The 18938-nt window shown below is 64.6% G+C and carries 16 protein-coding genes; 10 read left to right on the forward strand and 6 right to left on the reverse strand.

The features are described from left to right. Positions 1-209 precede the first annotated feature (209 nt). Both MTX23_RS14035 and MTX23_RS14040 read left to right on the forward strand, forming a co-directional pair. Positions 210-1280 carry a hypothetical protein gene (locus MTX23_RS14035; RefSeq protein ID WP_280978075.1) on the forward strand — a complete coding sequence of 357 codons (1071 nt, stop codon included), beginning with the start codon at positions 210-212 and terminating at the stop codon, positions 1278-1280. Positions 1281-1461: 181 nt separating this feature from the next. Next, entirely contained in the window at positions 1462-3945 is a 2484-nt protein-coding gene (locus tag MTX23_RS14040; protein ID WP_280977257.1) for an EAL domain-containing protein, read from the forward strand. 108 nt (positions 3946-4053) lie between these two features. On the opposite strand, the gene MTX23_RS14045 is transcribed toward MTX23_RS14040, so the two are convergent. Continuing rightward, on the reverse strand, positions 4054-4617 hold the full coding sequence (locus MTX23_RS14045) for a nitroreductase (protein ID WP_280977258.1): 564 nt from the start codon (positions 4615-4617) through the stop codon (positions 4054-4056). An 84-nt stretch (positions 4618-4701) separates the two neighbouring features. After that, positions 4702-6744: a threonine--tRNA ligase gene (gene thrS, locus MTX23_RS14050; protein ID WP_280977259.1), complete on the reverse strand. Its 2043-nt coding sequence runs from the start codon at positions 6742-6744 to the stop codon at positions 4702-4704. A 255-nt stretch (positions 6745-6999) separates the two neighbouring features. Between thrS and MTX23_RS14055 the strand changes: the two genes are divergently transcribed. Both MTX23_RS14055 and MTX23_RS14060 read left to right on the forward strand, forming a co-directional pair. Next, positions 7000-8262 (forward strand): hypothetical protein, encoded by a 1263-nt coding sequence (locus tag MTX23_RS14055; RefSeq protein WP_280977260.1) that lies wholly within the window; start codon positions 7000-7002, stop codon positions 8260-8262. A gap of 107 nt (positions 8263-8369) precedes the next feature. After that, positions 8370-9509 (forward strand): MFS transporter, encoded by a 1140-nt coding sequence (locus MTX23_RS14060; protein WP_280978076.1) that lies wholly within the window; start codon positions 8370-8372, stop codon positions 9507-9509. A 123-nt stretch (positions 9510-9632) separates the two neighbouring features. Here MTX23_RS14060 and MTX23_RS14065 read toward each other — a convergent pair whose 3' ends face one another. Continuing rightward, positions 9633-10760, reverse strand: a complete 1128-nt coding sequence (locus tag MTX23_RS14065) for an alpha/beta hydrolase (protein ID WP_348637570.1) — start codon at positions 10758-10760, stop codon at positions 9633-9635. A 476-nt stretch (positions 10761-11236) separates the two neighbouring features. Between MTX23_RS14065 and MTX23_RS14070 the strand changes: the two genes are divergently transcribed. Beyond that, positions 11237-12607 (forward strand): amino acid permease, encoded by a 1371-nt coding sequence (locus MTX23_RS14070; protein ID WP_280977261.1) that lies wholly within the window; start codon positions 11237-11239, stop codon positions 12605-12607. 2 nt (positions 12608-12609) lie between these two features. Beyond that, positions 12610-13821 carry a hypothetical protein gene (locus MTX23_RS14075; RefSeq protein WP_280978079.1) on the forward strand — a complete coding sequence of 404 codons (1212 nt, stop codon included), beginning with the start codon at positions 12610-12612 and terminating at the stop codon, positions 13819-13821. A gap of 88 nt (positions 13822-13909) precedes the next feature. Here MTX23_RS14075 and MTX23_RS14080 read toward each other — a convergent pair whose 3' ends face one another. Continuing rightward, complete coding sequence (locus tag MTX23_RS14080; RefSeq protein WP_280977263.1) at positions 13910-14077, reverse strand: hypothetical protein; 168 nt, start codon at positions 14075-14077, stop codon at positions 13910-13912. Between the two features lie 102 nt (positions 14078-14179). Next, positions 14180-14473 (reverse strand): membrane protein insertion efficiency factor YidD, encoded by a 294-nt coding sequence (yidD, locus tag MTX23_RS14085; RefSeq protein WP_280977264.1) that lies wholly within the window; start codon positions 14471-14473, stop codon positions 14180-14182. Between the two features lie 298 nt (positions 14474-14771). On the opposite strand from yidD, the gene MTX23_RS14090 reads away from it, so the two are divergent. Then, positions 14772-15689 (forward strand): hypothetical protein, encoded by a 918-nt coding sequence (locus tag MTX23_RS14090; protein WP_280977266.1) that lies wholly within the window; start codon positions 14772-14774, stop codon positions 15687-15689. A gap of 173 nt (positions 15690-15862) precedes the next feature. Here MTX23_RS14090 and MTX23_RS14095 read toward each other — a convergent pair whose 3' ends face one another. Then, a complete protein-coding gene (locus MTX23_RS14095) occupies positions 15863-16309 on the reverse strand; it encodes an iron-sulfur cluster assembly scaffold protein (protein WP_280977267.1) in 447 nt (148 codons plus the stop codon). 245 nt (positions 16310-16554) lie between these two features. On the opposite strand from MTX23_RS14095, the gene folE reads away from it, so the two are divergent. The 3 genes from folE (at position 16555) to MTX23_RS14110 (ending at position 18815) form a co-directional block, all read left to right on the forward strand. Next, positions 16555-17235 carry a GTP cyclohydrolase I FolE gene (folE, locus tag MTX23_RS14100; RefSeq protein ID WP_280977268.1) on the forward strand — a complete coding sequence of 227 codons (681 nt, stop codon included), beginning with the start codon at positions 16555-16557 and terminating at the stop codon, positions 17233-17235. A gap of 27 nt (positions 17236-17262) precedes the next feature. Continuing rightward, positions 17263-17691 (forward strand): phosphoribosyl-AMP cyclohydrolase, encoded by a 429-nt coding sequence (hisI, locus tag MTX23_RS14105; RefSeq protein WP_280977269.1) that lies wholly within the window; start codon positions 17263-17265, stop codon positions 17689-17691. A 116-nt stretch (positions 17692-17807) separates the two neighbouring features. After that, entirely contained in the window at positions 17808-18815 is a 1008-nt protein-coding gene (locus MTX23_RS14110; protein ID WP_280977270.1) for a transglycosylase SLT domain-containing protein, read from the forward strand. The last annotated feature ends 123 nt before the right edge of the window (positions 18816-18938 follow it).

Below are 18938 nucleotides of genomic sequence, written 5' to 3' on the forward strand. Positions count from 1 at the left end.
GGCGCGAGCTTATGCCTCGCAGCGCCGCTCCGCCAGAATCGTCCACATGCATGGTTTATGTCCAGCCAGCTCGGCCTAGGCAGGGATTGTGACTGGACCGCGACGCTAGGACTAACATCGGCTTGATCGATCTGTTCCAAATGGGGATCAAGGCCTCCGGGCCGCCGCCAAGGCTTGAATTTGCCGCGTTTTCGTTGAAAAGCATGGCGATGACTTCGTGGGGTAATGGCATCGGCGGACGCGGGCGGGGCAGGCGGCTCCTTCCGGTGATCGCGCTTGCGGCTATCTTGATCGCCCTGCTCCCCGATTTCGCGTCGGCCCAATTATTCAGCGATCGGCCGCCGCCGATCCCACCGGCCTCGGTCCCGGACGCCCCTTCCGGCCCGGCGCTCAATCTGGCGCCACCTTCGGGAGCCGGTTCAGGGCCCACTTTGCCGTCGCCGCTCACCCAGCCGACGATCGTCCAGCCATCGATTGCGACCATGCCGCCCGTGGCGCCGCCGCCGGGCGTCTCGACCGCGGGGCAGGCGGTGCTCGCGTTGACAGCGCGATACGGCAAGGACATGCCGGTCATCAACGGCGGGCTGGTGTGGCGGGTGTTCGCCGACAAGCCGGACGAGAACGGGACCTTCAAGCTGGTCCGCGAGGAGCGCGGCGCGACGCCGAACATCGTGCTGCCGCCGGGCAACTATGTCGTGCATGTTGCGCTTGGTCTCGTCAGCGCGGTCCGTGCCGTCAGTCTCAAGTCGGAGACCGACCGCGAGTCCTTCGTGCTGCCGGCCGGAGGCCTGCGGATCGAGGGCCGGGTCGGCACCAGCAAGATCCCGGCCAACCAGATTTCGTTCGCGATCTACAAGGGCAGCCAGTTCGACGGTTCGGATCGCAATCCGCTGATCCCCAACGTCGCCGCCGGCGACGTCGCGCTGTTGCCGGAGGGGACCTACTACATCGTCTCCAACTACGGCGACGCCAACTCGGTGGTGCGCTCCGATATCCGCGTCCAGGCCGGCAAGCTGACCGACGTGACCGTCACCCATCGCGCCGCCGTCATCACCCTCAAGCTCGTCAGCGAGAAGGGCGGCGAGGCGCTTGCCAACACCGCATGGTCGGTGATCACGCCGGGCGGCGACGTGATCAAGGAATCGATCGGCGCGTTCCCGCGCGTGGTGCTCTCCGAGGGCGAGTATCGTGCGATTGCCAAGAACGAAGGCAAGGTGTTCGAGCGTCCCTTCAACGTCGTCAACGGCGTCGATGGCGAGGTCGAGGTCATCGCCCGCTAACGCGGGGCGCAGGTTGCATTTCATGCAACTGTCATAGTCTCTAACGCCAACTAACCATCGCGCGACTTAAAACTGTCATAATCGCCCGGGCGGTGCGCCGTCTCCGCATTTTTTACATGGCGTTAAGCGCGGATGAATTGGATGCCGGCGGGGACAAGCGTTTGCGTGAACGGGGCGTGCCATGGTCGTGGCCAACAAGAAATCAGCAAAGACATCGGCCAAATTCAACACCGAGATGTTCGCCGACGTTCCGGTTCTGCAGCGCAAGTGGCAGGCGGCCGTCCGTCCGGGCGAGAAGCTGCCGCATTATGAAGACGTCATGCTCGGCAGCCTCGGCCGGCTCGCAGATCACATCGTGCTGCTGCGTAACGACGATGGCGTGCTGCGCGTCTCCCACCCCGGCCGGTACATCCAGGCGTGGCTGAACGACGACCGCTGGGACATCCTCTTGAGTGCGTTGCCGCCGGACTGTGCGACCGCGTTGGCCGAAGCCGCGGCGAACGCACGCGAGAACAGTCGCCCTTATCTCGCATCGGCGCATTGCGTGCGCGACGGTCTGGTGCGGACCTATGACGTGCTGGCGCTGCCGACGCGGTCGCGCTGGGGCGGCATGCTGGTCGGCGTCTACGTCAATGAGCGCAATGCGCAGTACAATCTGCTGGACACGATTTTCTCCGCCACCGACGAGGGCGTGCTGTCGCTTGCCGCGATCCGCAATGCGCACGGCGAACCAGCCGACTTCCAGGTCGTGCATCTCAACCAGGGCGCCGCAAGGCTCTTGATGCAGCCCGCGACCGATCTGCTATGGCGCAGGCTTTCCGCCGGGGGCAATCCGCTTGCCGCGCCGGAGGTGATCGGACGGCTCCGCGCGTTGGTCGCAGGGGGCCACGGTGGGCAGTTCGAGATCGACAGCGGCGACCGGTGCGTTCGGCTCGGCGTCACGGCGTTCGGCGACATGCTGTCGCTGACGGTCTCCGATGTCACGGCGCTGAAGCGGCGCGAGGTTTCATTCCGCTTGTTGTTCGAGAACAACCCGATGCCGATGTGGGTGTTCGACGCCGACAAGATGGAATTCCTGAGCGTCAACGACGCGGCCGTTCAGCACTATGGATACAGCCGCGAGAAATTCCTCCGCATGACGCTGCGCGAGATCTGGCCGGAGGACGAGTGGGCCGTCCACAGCGAAGCGTTGCGCGAGGTCGGCGATGTCTATCAATCCAACCGCGACTGGCGCCACATCAAGGCCGACGGCAGCGAGATTCATGTGCTGACGTTCGGACGCAAGGTCACATTCGATGGCCGCGATGGCTATCTGGTCGCGATCGTCGACATCACGGAACGCCGCGCCGCCGAGGCGCGGATCGCTCACATGGCGCACCATGATGGGCTCACAAACCTGCCGAACCGCGACTTCTACCAGGAACGCCTGCGCGAGGCGCTGGAGCGCAGTCGCTCAGGCAACCGGCGCGTCGCGGTGATGTGCGTCGACCTCGACCTGTTCAAGAACGTCAACGACTCCTTCGGTCATCCGATGGGCGACCGGCTGCTCAAGCTGGTGGCGGAGCGGCTGAGATCGGAGGTGCACGGTGACAACATGGCTGCGCGTCTCGGCGGCGACGAGTTCGCGATCGTGCTCGGCGCCGACGTTTCGCCGAACGATGCGAGCGCATTTGCCGAACGATTGATCGAGGTCCTGAGTGCGCCCTACGACATCGACGGGCTCGAGGTGGTGGTCGGCGCCAGCATCGGGATCGCGCTTTCGCCAGGCGACGGCACGACGTCGGAAGAGCTGATGCGCAACGCCGACATGGCGCTGTATCGCGCCAAGTCCGAGGGGGGCGGCGTGCACCATTTCTTCGAACCCGAGATGGACCTGCAGGCGCAGAAGCGCCGCGACATGGAGCGCGATCTGCGCGCCGCCTTCGCTAACGGCGAGTTCGAGCTGCATTACCAGCCGCTGGTCGATATCGCGGCTGACCGCATCAGCGGCTTCGAGTCGCTGCTGCGGTGGCGGCACCCGCAGAAGGGGATGGTCTCGCCGGCGGAGTTCATCCCGGTCGCGGAAGACATCGGCCTGATTGTCGCGCTCGGCGAATGGGTGTTGCGCGAGGCCTGCTCGGAAGCGACGAAGTGGCCGGCCGATGTCAAGGTTGCCGTCAACCTGTCGCCGGTGCAGTTCCGCAGCCGCAATCTCGTCCAGGCGGTGATCTCGGCACTCGCGCATTCCGGCCTGTCGGCGCGTCGCCTCGAACTCGAAATCACCGAGACGGTGTTCCTGGCGGAAACCGAAGCCAACCTCGCGATCCTCCACCAGTTGCGTGAGCTCGGCGTCAGCATCTCGATGGACGATTTCGGCACCGGATATTCCAGCCTGAGCTATCTGCGCAGCTTCCCGTTCGACAAGATCAAGATCGACCGCTCGTTCGTGAAGGACCTCGCTCGGCGCTCCGATTGCCTGGCGATCGTGCGTGCGATCTCGGGGCTCGGCCGCAGTCTCAAGATCACTACGACCGCGGAAGGTGTCGAAACCATCGATCAGCTCGACTGGCTGCGCGCGGAAGGCTGTAACGAGGTGCAGGGCTTTCTGTTCAGCGCCGCCAGGCCGGCGAGCGAGATCGGGGCGTTGCTGACCGGCTTTGCCGAGCGCGCGTCGAAGGCGGCGTAGCAAGTTTTTGGGTCGTTATTCCCGGGGCGACCCGGGTATCCATCCTTCAAGGACTCTTGTTGGATGGATTGCCGGGTCAAGCTCGACAATGACGCCGCGAATGCAACCTCAGAACCGCGTGACGATGTCCGACAGCGCGGGGCGCGGGCGGTCTTCGCTCGGCTTGGTCGGCTTGCCGATATGGATCAGGCCGGCGAGCTTTTCGTCGGGCTTCAGGCCAAGACCGTCGAGCACGTCGCGGTCGAAGACGAACCAGCCGGTCAACCAGCAGGCGCCGTAGCCGAGCGCGGTCGCCGCGGTGACGATGTTCATCGCGCTCGCGCCCGCCGACAGTTCCTGCTCCCACGGCGGCACCTTCGGGTGCGGCTTGGTGAAGCTCACGATCCCGATCACCAGCGGGGCATCGGTCAGGCGCTTCTTCTCGATCTCGATGTCGGAGGCAGGCGCGCCGGGATTCTTCTTGGCAAAAACCTTGGCGATCACGTCGCCGGCGCGCACGCGGGCATCGCCTTCGAACACGATGAAACGCCAGGGCGCGAGCTTGCCGTGGTCGGGAACGCGCGCGCCGATCGTCAGGATGGTCTCGAGCTCGGCGGGCGACGGGCCGGGCCCGATCATCTCGCGAGGCTTGATCGAGCGGCGGGTCTTCAGGAGTTCGATGGCATCGGGCACGGACATGTCCTTCAAGTGAAGTCGTGCCCCCAAGATGGGGACACGACCAGGCCGATGAAAGTCAATTTAGACCGATTGTGAAGATCACGCCGCCGATTGCGCCCGCCTGACGTCCGGCGGGGTCGCCTCATCCACCAAGGCGGCGATCGCCTCGTTCGTCGGCATCACGGTCTGCCGCTCGCTGCCGAGGCGGCGGACCGAGACCGAATGCGTCTCGGCCTCCTTCTTGCCGACGACGAGCAGGGCCGGGATCTTGGCCAGCGAATGCTCGCGGACCTTGTAGTTGATCTTCTCGTTGCGCAGGTCGATCTCGACGCGCAGGCCGGCGCGGCGCGCCGCCGCCGCCACCACCTTGGCGTAGTCGTCGCCCTCGGAGGTGATGGTCGTGACCACCACTTGCGTCGGCGCGAGCCAGAGCGGGAAGTTGCCGGCATAGTGCTCGATCAGGATGCCGATGAAGCGCTCCATCGAGCCGCAGATCGCGCGGTGTACCATGACCGGCACCTTCTTGGAGCCGTCATGATCGATGTAGAACGCGCCGAACCGCTCCGGCAGGTTGAAGTCGACCTGGGTCGTGCCGCACTGCCAGTCGCGGCCGATGGCGTCGCGCAGCACATATTCGAACTTCGGCCCGTAGAACGCGCCTTCGCCCGGATTGATCTCGGTCTTGATATTGTTGTTCTTCGCCTGGATTTCCCGCAAGACCGTCGCCATCACCCGCTCGGCATGCTCCCACATCTCGTCGGTGCCGACGCGTTTTTCGGGCCGGGTCGAGAGTTTGACCGTGAGCTCACCGGTGAAGCCGAAATCGGCGTAGGTCGACAGGATCAGGTCGTTGATCTTCAGGCACTCGTCGGCGAGCTGCTGTTCGGTGCAGAACACGTGCGCGTCGTCCTGGGTGAAGCCGCGCACGCGCATCAAGCCGTGCATGGCGCCCGACGGCTCGTAGCGATGCACGACGCCGAATTCGGCAAGACGCAAGGGCAGGTCACGGTAGCTCTTCAGGCCGTGCTTGAAAATCTGCACGTGGCCCGGGCAGTTCATCGGCTTCAGCGCGAACCAGCGCTTGTCCTCGGCCTCGTCGCCGGCCGACTGCGCCGCGAACATGTTCTCGCGATACCAATCCCAGTGACCGGAGGTCTCCCACAGTACCTTGTCGAGGATCTGCGGCGCATTGACCTCGTTGTAATCTCCGGTCAGTCGCCGCCGCATATAGGCGATCAGCTGCTGGAAGATGGTCCAGCCCTTGGGGTGCCAGAACACGACGCCCGGGCCTTCCTCCTGGAAGTGGAACAGGTCGAGCTCGCGGCCGAGCTTGCGATGGTCGCGCTTCTCGGCTTCCTCGATCTGCTTGAGATAGGCGTCGAGGTCCTCCTGCTTGGCGAAGGCCGTACCGTAGATGCGCGTCAGCATCGGATTGTTGGAATCGCCGCGCCAGTAGGCGCCCGCGACCTTCATCAGCTTGAACGCGTTGCCGACCTTGCCGGTCGAGGTCATGTGCGGACCGCGGCAGAGATCGAACCAGTCGCCCTGGAAATAGATCTTGATCGGCTCGTTGCCGGGAATGGCGTCGACCAGCTCGACCTTGAAGGCCTCGCCCTTGTCGCGGAACACCTGCTTGGTCTTCTCGCGATCCCAGACTTGCTTGGTGAACGGCTGGTCGCGCGCGATGATCTCGCGCATCCGCTTCTCGATCGCGGCAAAATCCTCCGGCGTGAACGGCTCGTTGCGGAAGAAGTCGTAGTAGAAGCCGTTCTCGATCACCGGGCCGATCGTGACCTGGGTGCCCGGCCACAGCGATTGCACGGCTTCGGCCAGCACATGCGCGGCATCGTGCCGGATCAGCTCCAGCGCGCGGGGATCGTCGCGGCTGATCAGCTCGATCCTCGCATCCACTTCGATAGGATCGTTGAGGTCGGCAAGCGTTCCGTCGAGCGCCATCGCGACGGTGCGCTTGGCGAGCGAGGGCGAGATGCCCTTGGCGATGTCGAGGCCGGTGGTGCCCTTGGCGAATTCGCGCCTCGCTCCATCGGGGAAGGTGAGGGCGATCTTGTGCACGGGTTCGGCGGGCTTGAGGTTCGAGAGGCTGTACTGGAATCCGGATTCGGATTTGGGCGTGTCTGCCATTCAAGTCTCCTGTGGCTCACTCCTGCGAACGAGCGCAGGTAAGCGGAAAGCAGCGGTATAGCAGGGGATTTGGCGTCTGCAATCGGGCAATATCAAGAAATCCGCATCTCGGCATTGTCGCAGGGATGAAGCGAGGTCGCGGCATTGCCGCGCAGGAAAGATCTTCCCAGCATCGCAGGCGACCGAACGTTGCGACCGCGCCGCTCCTCGTTTAACGTCGAAATTCAATTTCCACCGCGCAATCCAGCATATTTCATGCTTATCCGAATCCTGTTCCTTTTGGCCTCGCTGTCGATTGCCGGTGCATTGCAGGCGGAAGAAACGCCAGCCGAGAAGGCCGGCTATGCGCCGAAGCTCACGATCTACCTGGCCAAGGGCCCGGCGAACGCATGCGGTGCCGGCTGCGACCGCTGGATTGCCATCGAAGGCGAGATCGATCGGGATGCGGCCGCGCGCGTGCGCCGTTTCCTCGCCGGTGTCAAGGACATGCAGCGTCCGATCTACCTGCATTCGCCCGGGGGTAACGTGGAACAATCCTACGCAATCGCGCGATTGTTACGCGCCCGCAAGGCGACCGCCCGCGTCGGCCGGACGATCGTGCCGGCGTGTAGCGGTGCGCAGCTCGATGCCGCGTGCCTGAAGATCAAGGCTGCGCGCGGTGAGGTCGAGGCCGAACTCACCACCCACAATGCGATGTGCAACTCGGCCTGCGCCTACGTGTTCCTGGGGGCGACGACCCGCGAGGTGGCGCCCGATGCGGCGATGGCGGTGCATAGTTCGCGGCTGACATTCGTGATCCATGGGCATCCGCCACCGCAGGCGGTCGCGGAATACAGGCAGCGCCAGATGGTGTCCGCCGATCGCGATCGCGCGGCATTCGTCGCGGCGATGGGAATCAAGCGCGAGTTCAACGATCTGATCAGGACGGTGAAATTCGAGAACGTGCACGCGCTGACGCGCGCAGAGCTCTATCGTTTCGGGATCGACACGCGGCCGCGGCCCGAAACGCTGTGGACGCTGGAGAAGGACGTGCGCCCCTATATCCGCAAGATCGCGCTGGAGAAGAAGCGCGACGGCGCCGCGTTCCGGCTGATGGAGTGGCGGCTGTTCTGCGAGCACAGGGATCGCGCGCGGCTGATGTACGTGCGGGAAGTCGACGAGACTGCTGCTGGCAAGAAGACGGTGGTGATGACGGCGGGCGCCAACCAGTCCGTGACATTCGGGAAATCTCCGGCGCGGATCGGCAAATATGAGGTCTGGAGCGATGCGATCGCGCCCGATGCGCTGAAGGCGGTGCTGGCGGCCCCGCATCTGCAAGTTGGTGAAACGGCGTCGACGCCCGATGGCAAGGCGGATGTCACGACGTTCGATATCGACACGACCGGCCTGGAGCCGGCCTGGACGCAGCTTCAGGCGTCCTGCCCGGCGGTGACAACCACTGCCAAACCGGCGAGCCCGTTGCCGGCAGCCGCGTCGCCGAACGTCAACGCAGCGCCTCCAACATCACCGTCGCCATGAAGCGCAAGGGGGGCAATCGATCACGGGCCATGCATTTAGATGCAGTTGCATTGAAATCGACATCTGCTAAATAACGCGGCGTGAAACGGTTCGCCCCCACCGCGTTGATGCTAGGAAATCTCGTCACCGGCTGTTCGGTGCTGGCGCCGGCGGGCATGCTCGCAGAATTGTCCCAAGGCCTCGGCGTCACGATCCGCACAGCCGGCCTGCTGATCACCTTCGGCGCGATCGTGCTGTGCCTGGGCTCGCCGGTGACGGCGTGGCTGACCAGCCGGATCGAACGGCGCGTGCTGCTGACGACGACGCTGCTGGTCCTCGCGCTGACCAATGCGGCGTCCGCGATTGCGCCTGACTATGACAGTCTGCTGATTATCCGTCTGGTGATGCTCGCGGTCGGCGTGCTCTATACGCCGCAGGCGGCGGGCACCGCGGCGCTCATTGTGCCCGCGGAGAAGCGCGGCAGCACGATCGCCTATGTCTTCCTCGGCTGGTCGCTCGCAGCCGCAATCGGGCTGCCGCTGATCACCTTCATCGCAAGCCGCTACGGTTTTCGCGCAACCTATGGCGCGATCGCGCTGACAGGGCTCGCGAGCTTCGTGTTCCTGTGGTGGCGCTTGCCCGGCGGATTGCGCGGCGCGCCGGTCGACTTGAGAACCTGGGTCGATCTCGGCCGCAACCCGATGATCGTCCTGCTGCTCTCGATCACGACGCTGCAGATGTCCGGCCAGTTCGTGGTCTTCACCTTCATGGGGCCGCTGCTGGCCAAACTCACCGGCGCAAGCCCCGATGCCATTGGGATCGTGTTCGCGCTCTACGGGATCTGCGGGTTCATCGGTATCGTCGTGGCGACGCGCGTCGTGGATTCCTGGGGCGCGTGGAAGACCTCGCTGCTGTTCACCGGGCTGCTGCTCGCCGGCGTCGCCGGCTGGGCGCTGAGCGCCGGCGCCTATGCGCTGATGGCCGGCTCGGTGGCGCTGTGGGGGCTCGGCTTTGCGTCGACCAATTCGATGCAGCAGGTGCGCCTGGTGGGCGCGGCGCCGGCGCTCGCGTCGGCGTCGGTCTCGCTCAACACCTCGGTGCTCTATATCGGTCAGGCCATCGGCTCCGCGATCGGCGGACTGCTGTTTGCGCGCGAGTGGCTCCACAGCGCCGGCTATGTCGCGACCGCCTTCGTGGCGGTGGCGTTTGCGGTGGTGATCGTCACGCGGCCGCGCCGGGCCGCCGCGCATGCCGCTGCGGCCGAGTGAGTCCAAGCGTCGGTTCTGATCGAATCGGAGCCGCGCGAAAGCGCTGTAGTCGGCGATCCGCGTCAGGGTCGCCTTGAAGTTCACGCCCAGGAGAACGAGACCGCGGTGCGTGGGACGCCGACATCAACGGCTCGCGGATGCCGGGGCGCTCGCCATGCGCGTCAGCGCCGGCGTCGCGGCCATCTTGCTGAGCACTTCCTTGATCGGGAACTCGGTCCAGGCCTGCGTCACGTAGCTTCGGTGGGTGATGCCGTCGCGGGTCTGCACGAACACAACGCTCCCTGGACGCAGCGGCCCCTCCATGCTTTCGCTGACCGGAATGCCCTTGTCGCGCAGCATCGACATCAGCTCGCGGTCGTGCGGCTTGGTGTAGTGGGTATAGGAGGAGATGAAGAAGCCGGTGCGGTTCTTCTCGATCCAGGATGCAAACTTGTCGAGCTCGCCGTAGACGGCGTCGAGCAGCAACACGCCGCGGACGCGACCGGTGGCGCCGCCGACCTCGAGGCTCCAGGCCGTCGGCAGGAAGCCGCCGCTGTAGCCGATGATCACGACCGGCATGTTGGCAAACACCTGCTCGGATTTCGGGTCGCCGTAGAGGCGGGCGAGGTGGTGCGCGGACTCGTCGAGGAACCGCTTGAAGCCGCCCGGTTGCCAGAACTTGCCGGCGCTGGAGTCGGCGGCATCCACGGCCATTTGTGGCGCAAGGAGCACCGCGTTGGCCCCGGAGTCGGTGATCTGCTGCGGCACGAGCTGGCGGTCGCGCACGTCGCGCTCCAGCGTCGCGCCGTTGCCGTGGAAGAACACCACGATCACGCCGGGCTTGTTGGCGTCGAAGGTCTCCGGCACGTGCACCAGCACGCGGTTGTCGTTGTAGGTTTCGTTTTGCCAGTAGACGCGGCCGCTGAGGCTGCGGTGCCCGCGGCGGTCGCCGCTGCCGACGTTGAGGAACGGCGCGTCGGTGCGCGGGTTGTTGCCGAAATAGGGGAAAGCCGAGGACTTCATGCTGACCAGCGTGGTCAGCTTCTCGCGCTCGGTCGGACGCGGCAGCGTCAGTGTCGGCGAGATCGAGGCGACGCGGACGGGCGGTGGCGCCGGTTTCTGCGGAACCTGGGTCGGTGCGGGAGCGGCGGCCGCGGTCCGCTGGTAGGGAACGAAGCTTTCCTTCTCGGTCGGGAAACGATCCTTGAACTGGGGTGCCGGGAAGCGATCCTCGAACGTGTCACCGGTTGCCTGCGTGTTGGCGGCCAGCATGTCGGCGTTCGGCGCCTTGCCGCACTGCGTGAGGAGCAGCGCAAACGGGATGAGGATCAAGGCCGCCGCGATGCGGGTGCTGCGGGGCGACCGCGCGTGACGCACCGCGCAGGGTGGCATCACCCGGCACGCACGATCACGTTTGTCGAATCTCGGCTGCGCCCCGACCATCCCATCCGTTGCCCCGACCCCACCGGCAAACGACGTATTTGAGCTTGTCGGTGTTTAGGTCCCGTTAAGCTCCCGGAGCATTTCCCCACATCCGGAAGCCGTGATGAGACCATCCAATCGTGTCTTGATTGTGGGAGGCCTTCCGCTTTCGGATTCCGGCAGTTGCCCGGTCATGGCAAGTTTGATCTAAGGGTGCTAAAGTACCGTTTTGAGTTTAAGCCATTGTTAACGCTGCTTGAATTGCATGGCGCGAACCTGCAGCATGGCGGCGCTCAGGCGGGCGGCGGCTTGAAGGTACGGTCGAGATGGCGGCATTACCCACGGGAAGCGCGGCACTGCGCGGCCCGCGTCCCGGCACTGGGTCGACCGTTTCGGTTCTGACGGCGACCGCAATCGTCGTGGCCGACATGGTGGGCGTCGGCGTGTTCACCAGCCTCGGCTTCCAGGTCAAGGACATCCCGTCCGGTTTCTCGATCCTCCTGTTGTGGACCGTCGGCGGCATCGTCGCGCTTTGCGGCGTGTTTTCCTATGGCGAGCTCGGCGCCATGTTCCCGCGCTCGAGCGGCGAATACAATTTCCTGGGCCGCACCTATCACCCGGCGTTCGGTTTTCTCGCCGGCTGGGTATCGGCGACCGTCGGCTTTGCCGCGCCGGTTGCGCTGGCGGCGATGGCGTTCGGGGAGTATGGCCGCGCGATCCTGCCGGACGCGCCGCCGTTGGCGCTTGCCATCGGCGTGGTGTGGCTGGTGTCGATCGTGCAACTTACCGGGGTGAAGCATTCCTCGACGTTCCAGCTGATCGCGACCGTTCTCAAAGTGGTGCTGATCACGGCCTTCCTGGTCACTGGCTTCGTGATCGCAACACCGCAACCGGTGTCGTTTGCGCCGTCGTCGGCCGATCCAGCCTATGTGCTGAGCGCGCCGTTCGCCATCAGCCTGGTGTTCGTGATGTACTCCTTCTCGGGCTGGAACGCTGCGACCTACATCATCGGCGAGATGCGGTTCCCGGAGCGCAACCTGCCGCGCGCGATGTTGTCAGGTACGCTGATCGTGCTGGTGCTCTATGTCGCGCTCAACGCGGTGTTTCTGCACACTGCGCCGATCGGCAAGCTCGGCGGCCAGCTCGACGTCGCCCGCATCTCCGGCAGCTACATCTTCGGCGAGATCGGCGGCCGCGTCGTCGGCGCGATGATCTGCGTCGGGCTGATCTCTTCGATCAGCGCGATGATGTGGATCGGCCCGCGCGTGACGATGACGATGGGGGAGGACATCCCGGCGCTGCGGGTGTTCGCGCGCCGGTCGAGCCGCGGCGCGCCGGCCTATGCCATCCTGTTCCAACTTGCCGTGGCGAGCCTGATGCTGCTGACGCGCAGCTTCGAGGCGGTGCTCGACTTCATCCAGTTCGCGCTTCTGTTCTGCTCGTTCTTCGCAGTCGCCGGTGTAATCAAGCTGCGCATCACGCACCCCGAACTGCCGCGTCCCTACCGGGCCTGGGGATACCCGATCACGCCGCTGGTTTTCCTGCTCGTGACCGGCTTCATGATGTATTATCTGCTGACGCAGCGCCCGCTGCAGTCGGCACTTGGTATCTTGATCATGATTTCGGGCCTTTTGATCTACGCGATCTTCCGCAAGCGGGCCGATCGTCCCGCGACCGAGCGCTCGGGCCGCGAATGAAAATGCTGTTCTCCGTGAGGCTGTTGACGCTGGCTGCGGCCTTGCTGCTCGTTGCGCCTTCGGTGCGTGCCGCGGACGTGACGGCGGACGATACCGCGCGCTTCCTCGCCGGCATGCAGCCGTCGGCCGGTTCGCCATTGATGCCGCTGACCAGGGATCCCGCGTGGCAGCGCCACGCCAAGTTCTTCGATGGGGCGTTTGCACAGCTCGAACAGCGGCAATTGTCGAAGATCCGCGCATGGTCGGACGTCAACCTCGCCGCGCCGAAGCCGACCATGTTCTACATGTTCTCGGGCCCGGACTTCCTCTATGCCAACGCGTTCTACGCCAAGGCGACGACCTATGTGCTGAGTGCGCTGGAGCCGCCCGGCGCGGTGCCCGACCTGACCCGGCTGCCGGGCGGAGTCGGTACGGCGCTCTACAATGTCGAGCGCTCGCTCGGATCGGTCCTGAGCTTCTCTTTCTTCATCACCAAGCAGATGAAGACCGACTTGCACGCCGGTGAGCTCGGCGGCACCTTGCCGATCCTCTATGTGTTCCTCGCGCGCTCGGGCAAGACGATCCGCGACGTCAAGCCGGTCACGATCGACGAAGCCGGGACGCTCAGCGTGGGCCCCGCTGGGCCGGCGCGGAACGTCGTGCATGGCGTTCGGATCACCTTTGCGGGCTCGGACGGTATCCAGAAGACGCTGTATTATTTCTCGACCGATCTCTCCAATTCGGGTGTGAAGGCGAGCGGTTTCCTGAAATTCTGCGCGACATTCGCGCCCGGCAACAGCCTGATCAAGAGCGCGTCGTACCTGATGTACGCCGGCAATTTCTCCACGGTGCGCAACTTCATCCTGGCCAACAGCGCGACAATCATCCAGGACGATTCCGGAATCCCGCTCGCCTATTACAATCCGAAGCGGTGGCGCTTCTTCCCGTTCGGCCGCTATCTCGGTCCGATCGAGAAGTTTCCCGGTCGCTTCCAGGAATCCTATGCGGAGCTGTTCAGCCGCGCGCAGCCGATCGATTTCGGCATCGGCTATCGTTGGCGCCCGCACGAGTCCAATCTGCTGCTGTCGGTGAAACTGCCCGATGACGGCACGGGCGGCACGGCGGAGGCGACGCCGCCGGTCGAAGAGCTGCCGCCGCCAAAGCCGCGGCCGCACACACCGCGGCCAGTGGCGCCGCTGCCACCGCCGCAGGATTTTTTCTGGTTCTGGCGCTAAAGCGCAATCCGATCGGAATCAATCAGCGTCTCATCATCGCACTTTAACGCGTTGATTGAGCGTGATCTTCGTGCAGGCACTCGGTGCGTCACCACCTCACGCTCTGGCTTGGCACAATGAACGCCGTCGTATTCTGGGTGTGAGGCTTGTGGGTGAAGTAGCCGTAGGCGGCACCGATCAGAACGAGCAAGGCGAGGACGGCCAGCAAATCGATCTGCCGAGGATCATGACCGTTGTGGCTGATTTTCCAGCGCATTGTTGTTTCCTCCCCAAGGGGGCGAAGAGACAATGCGGCAACTCTGCGGCAGTTCCATGGGCCGGCAATGCGTTCCGCGATTGAACGCGCTGCAGCAACCCGTCAATTGTTGTTGACGCCGCGCCAGCGTCCGTAGCGCCAGGGCAGGTACCAGCGCGCACCGGGCGGCGCCGCGAGCGGCACGTTATCGATTCCTGAGGTGCCCCACGGCTGGCAGCGCAACAGCCGCGCCAGCGTCATCCAGCCGCCGGCCCACAGTCCGAAGCGCTCGATCGCCTCGTCGCCATAGACCGAGCAGGTCGGCAGATGCCGGCAGTTGTAGCCGACGAGCGGCGACAGCGTGTGCCGGTAGATCCAGATCAGCGCGCGGCCAAGATTGCGCGGCAAACGGCGCATGTTGTTGGCACACGCTATGCATCGCTCAGGGTGTGACGTTGGATGGTCTGTCGACGGCATCACTGGACTATGTACGTAGTCTTGCGGGGGTTCCAAGCCAAGGAACTACGTTGTTGCAGATATTTACGCCACAGTTCGCAATTATCGCACTGCGCGAAAGGCACTGCTGCAGCGCTCCTATGGACGCTCAGGAGCAGCAAGGATACCGTTTCGATAACGCTCCGATGACGGAATCATGGGGCGTCGATATGGGGCCGTTGCCACCGCTCGCACCAGGGGTACGGGGGAAGGAACCAAATTGAGATTCGTGAAGTCGCTTTCATTGCGCGGCTGGGCGCTTGTCGGCGTTGTCAGTCTTGGCATCGCCGTTTCCGGCACCGTCACCATGCTGGCCGAATCGGCGCATGCGAGTTCGACCCTCGAAGAGCGCAAGCTGCCGATGAAGTTCAGCTGGATCGCGTGCCAGCCGAATTGCAGGGGCTGGGTATCCGCGGTCGGCATCATCACGGCCGACAGCCCGAAGGATTTTGATGCGTTTGCCCGCGGGCGCCAGCTCAATGGTGCCACGATCGTGCTCGACTCCAGCGGCGGTTCGGTCAACGACGCGATCGCGCTTGGTCGCCGCTTCCGCAACCTGGGTGCGCTGACAACGGTCGGCACCAGCGTCATCAGCAAGACAGGGCAGGGCAACCGCGCCAGCGTGCTGCCGGACGCCTATTGCGAGTCGATGTGCGTGTTCCTGCTGCTGTCCGGCAAGACGCGTTATGTCCCGCCGGCCGCCCATGTCCGCGTCCACCAGATCTGGATGGGCGACCGGGCCGATGATGCCAAGGCCGCAAGCTACACGGCGCAGGACCTGATGATCGTCGAGCGCGACCTTGGCCGTCTCGCCAAATACACCTTCGACATGGGTGGGGCGGGCGAACTGCTGTCGCTGGCGCTCAGCGTGCCGCCGTGGGAGGAACTCCACGAATTGTCGCCGGCGGAATTGCGTCTGACCAATCTGGTTACGACCGATACGGTTGCCGACGTGCTGCCGCGGCAGGACGATGCTGTCCCGGTCGCCGAAGCCAAGCCCAAGAACACCGATCGCTTCGTAAGCAGCGCCATGGAGGGTGAGGCACAGCCGCAAGCCGCGAAGGCGACCAAGACCGCCGAGGCGGCGGTGCCGACCGGTAGCACCGCGGCTCCCGCGCCGGTTCAGCCCACGCAGTAGGCGGGTGCGTCTTTCTGAAACGGCCTCATCCTTCGAGACGCACGCGTAGCGCTCCTCAGAATGAGGAGCGAAAGGGGCGTGCGGGAGCGCACTTTCGTCCAGGGACGACTGCCAAATCCTCATGATGAGGAGCCGCGAAGCGGCGTCTCGAAGCACGAGGCCCGACCGGGTGCCTACGCCAGCTGCCTCGCCTTGGCCTCGATCTGGCCGATTGCATCGACCACGGCATCGAAGGTCAGCATGGTCGAGGCGTGGCGGGCCTTGTAGTCGCGCACCGGTTCGAGCAGCGCGATGTCGGCCCATTTGCCTCCCTCCGGAGGCTTGCCATTCTCCTTCAACATCTTGCGAACAGTCTCGCGCAACTCGCGCAGCTCGTCCGCGGTCGAGCCGACGACATGGCTTGCCATGATCGAGGACGAGGCCTGGCCGAGCGCGCAGGCCTTCACGTCATGGGCAAAGTCCGTCACCACGGGACCGTCCATCTTGAGATCGACCTTTACGGTCGAACCGCACAGTTTCGAGTGGGCGGTGGCGCTGGCGTCCGGGTCGGCCAGTCTGCCGAGGCGCGGAATATTGCCAGCCAACTCGATGATCCGCTTATTGTAAATGTCGTTCAGCATGAGGGCAGGTGCCTGGTTCCGGCATTGCCGGGCGCTCTTGGCGGCTGGGTTTCACCGTCCTATATATGAACGGCATTTGCGGAAATATAGTCAGTCCGGCCATGCGGCCGCTGCGGCCCACCTCCGCCGCCGCGGTGCGAGAGAAGATGGGACTCAGGCGCCCGGCGGGTCGAAGATCCGCCCCGTCTGCCCGGTGACACATCCGGCCCAAGGGTAAATGCCTGGGCCGGTCGAACGGAGAAGACATGGACGCCTTAATCAAATCGATCCGCCCAAACAAGCCGACCGACGTCAAGACCACCGAGCTGGACCCTTCAGAGTTCCTGGCTGCGGCCGTCCGGGCAGACCAGCCGCGCCCATCGCGGGCCGAGGCCGAACTCGCCGTGAAGACACTGCTCAGCTATATCGGCGAGGATCCGGACCGGGAGGGCCTGCTCGACACGCCGCGGCGCGTGGTCGAGGCCTATGACGAGCTCTATCAGGGCTATCATCAGTGCCCGGCCGAAGTGCTGAACCGCACCTTTGGCGAGACCGCCGGCTACGATGATTTCGTGCTGGTCCGCGACATCGAGTTCACCTCGCAGTGCGAGCATCACATGATGCCGTTCTACGGCAGGGCGCATATCGCCTACACTCCGGTGGAGCGGGTCGTGGGCTTGTCCAAGCTGGCACGGCTGACCGACATCTTCGCGCGTCGGCTGCAGACCCAGGAGCATCTCACGGCGCAGATCGCGGCTGCGATCGACGAGATCCTGAAGCCCCGCGGCGTTGCGGTGCTGATCGAGGCGGAGCATACCTGCATGTCGGTGCGCGGCGTCGCCAAGCACGGTGCATCGACCTTTACCAGCCGCTTCACCGGCATGTTCCGCGACAATCCGGCGGAGCAGCAACGTTTCCTGTCCCTGGTGCGAGGACCGACCCGGTAACCTCGCGTTTCAATTGCGAGGTTTGCCGTGTCCGCATCGACCCACGATCACGACCGCGAGGAAGGGCTCGGCTTTCAGCCCAAATTCGACGCGGCAGGTCTCGTGACCTGCGTCGCGACCGATGTCGCGACCGGTGACGTGCTGATGGTCGCGCACATGAACGACGAAGCCCTGCGCAAGACCATCGCGACCGGCGAAGCCTGGTACTTCAGCCGCTCGCGCAACGCGCTGTGGCGCAAGGGGGAAAGCTCAGGCCACACGCAGCGCGTGGTCGAGATGCGGATGGACTGCGATCAGGACGCGGTGTGGATCAAGGTCGAGCAGATCGGCGCGGCCTGCCACACCGGACGGCGCTCGTGCTTCTATCGCAAGGTCAAGGGCGAGGGGGACGATGTCAGCCTATCCTTCGTCGATGCCGAGCGGCTGTTCGATCCGGCACAGGTCTATCGCGAGTAGCGGCGTCCGCTCCGTCCTCCCGCCGGCCGAGCAGTTTAACTCGCCGTTAACCATAATTGCGGCAAGCTGACGGGACATGGGTGCCGATTGCCGGCGCCCGGCAAGGCACCGGACAGATGGCGGTCGACACATTCATTGCCCCGGCTGCGGCAGGTGTCGATCCCTCACGCCTGCAGATCGCAAGCTCGATCAAGCAGGCGGCCTCGACCACCGGCGTGAGCTTCGAATACCTGCTCACGACCGCAAAAATGGAGTCCAATTTCGATCCGCAGGCCGGCGCCTCGACTTCGTCAGCGCACGGGCTCTATCAATTCATTGACCAGACCTGGCTCGGCACCGTCAAGGAGGCGGGAAGCCAGCTCGGTTACGGTAAATACGCCGACGCCATCACCAGGAATTCCGACGGCAGCTATTCGGTCGGCGATCCCTCCGCGCGCAACGCAATCATGAAGTTGCGGGATAATCCCGATGCGGCGTCATCGATGGCAGCGGTGCTGACCCAATCCAACAGCTTCAAGCTCACCGGCAAGCTCGGCCGGCGTCCGACCGACGCCGAGCTGTACATGGCGCACTTCATGGGGGTCGGCGGCGCCGGCAAGCTGATCTCCGCCGCAGAGGACAGCCCGGCCGCCAATGCCGCGGCGATGTTCCCGATGGCCGCCGCCGCCAACCAGTCGATTTTCTACGACAGGTCGGGCAACGCGCGTAGCGTCTCGCAGGTCTATTCGGTCCTCACCACGCGCTATGCCGCCGCTGCGAATTCGAAGGATACCCGCACGGCCTTTGCCGCGGCGGGCGGCGGCACGATGAGTCCCTACGCAGTCGCCAGCTCAGCGCCGACGTCTGCGCTGACCATGGACACGGCGGCCTATCTCTCGACCTTCCCCGACGCCCGCGCGGTCGCGGCGGTGGGGGCGACGTCGCAGACCGCGGCGTCCGCGCAGCAGTCGCCGGTATTCCGCTCGCTGTACCAGGGCGGCGACCGCACGCAGCCGATCTCGCCGGCGGTGCAGGAATTGTGGGGCAGTTCGTCGTCATTGACCGCGGCGGCGACGCCAACGGTTCGCGCCCGCGGCCGGCTCGATCTGTTCAGCGATCCCAACGGCACCTACAGCAGCGGCTAGCCGCTTGCCGCGGCGCAGTGCGAGCCTTCCGGGCATCGCCGTCATCTTAACGAAACGTCAATGATCCCAAATGTTTATGGTGAACGCTTTGTTAAGCGTCGTGGTTTATTTTTCCTTGTAGTG

It is taken from the genome of Bradyrhizobium sp. ISRA436 (assembly GCF_029910015.1).
GTDB lineage: Bacteria > Pseudomonadota > Alphaproteobacteria > Rhizobiales > Xanthobacteraceae > Bradyrhizobium.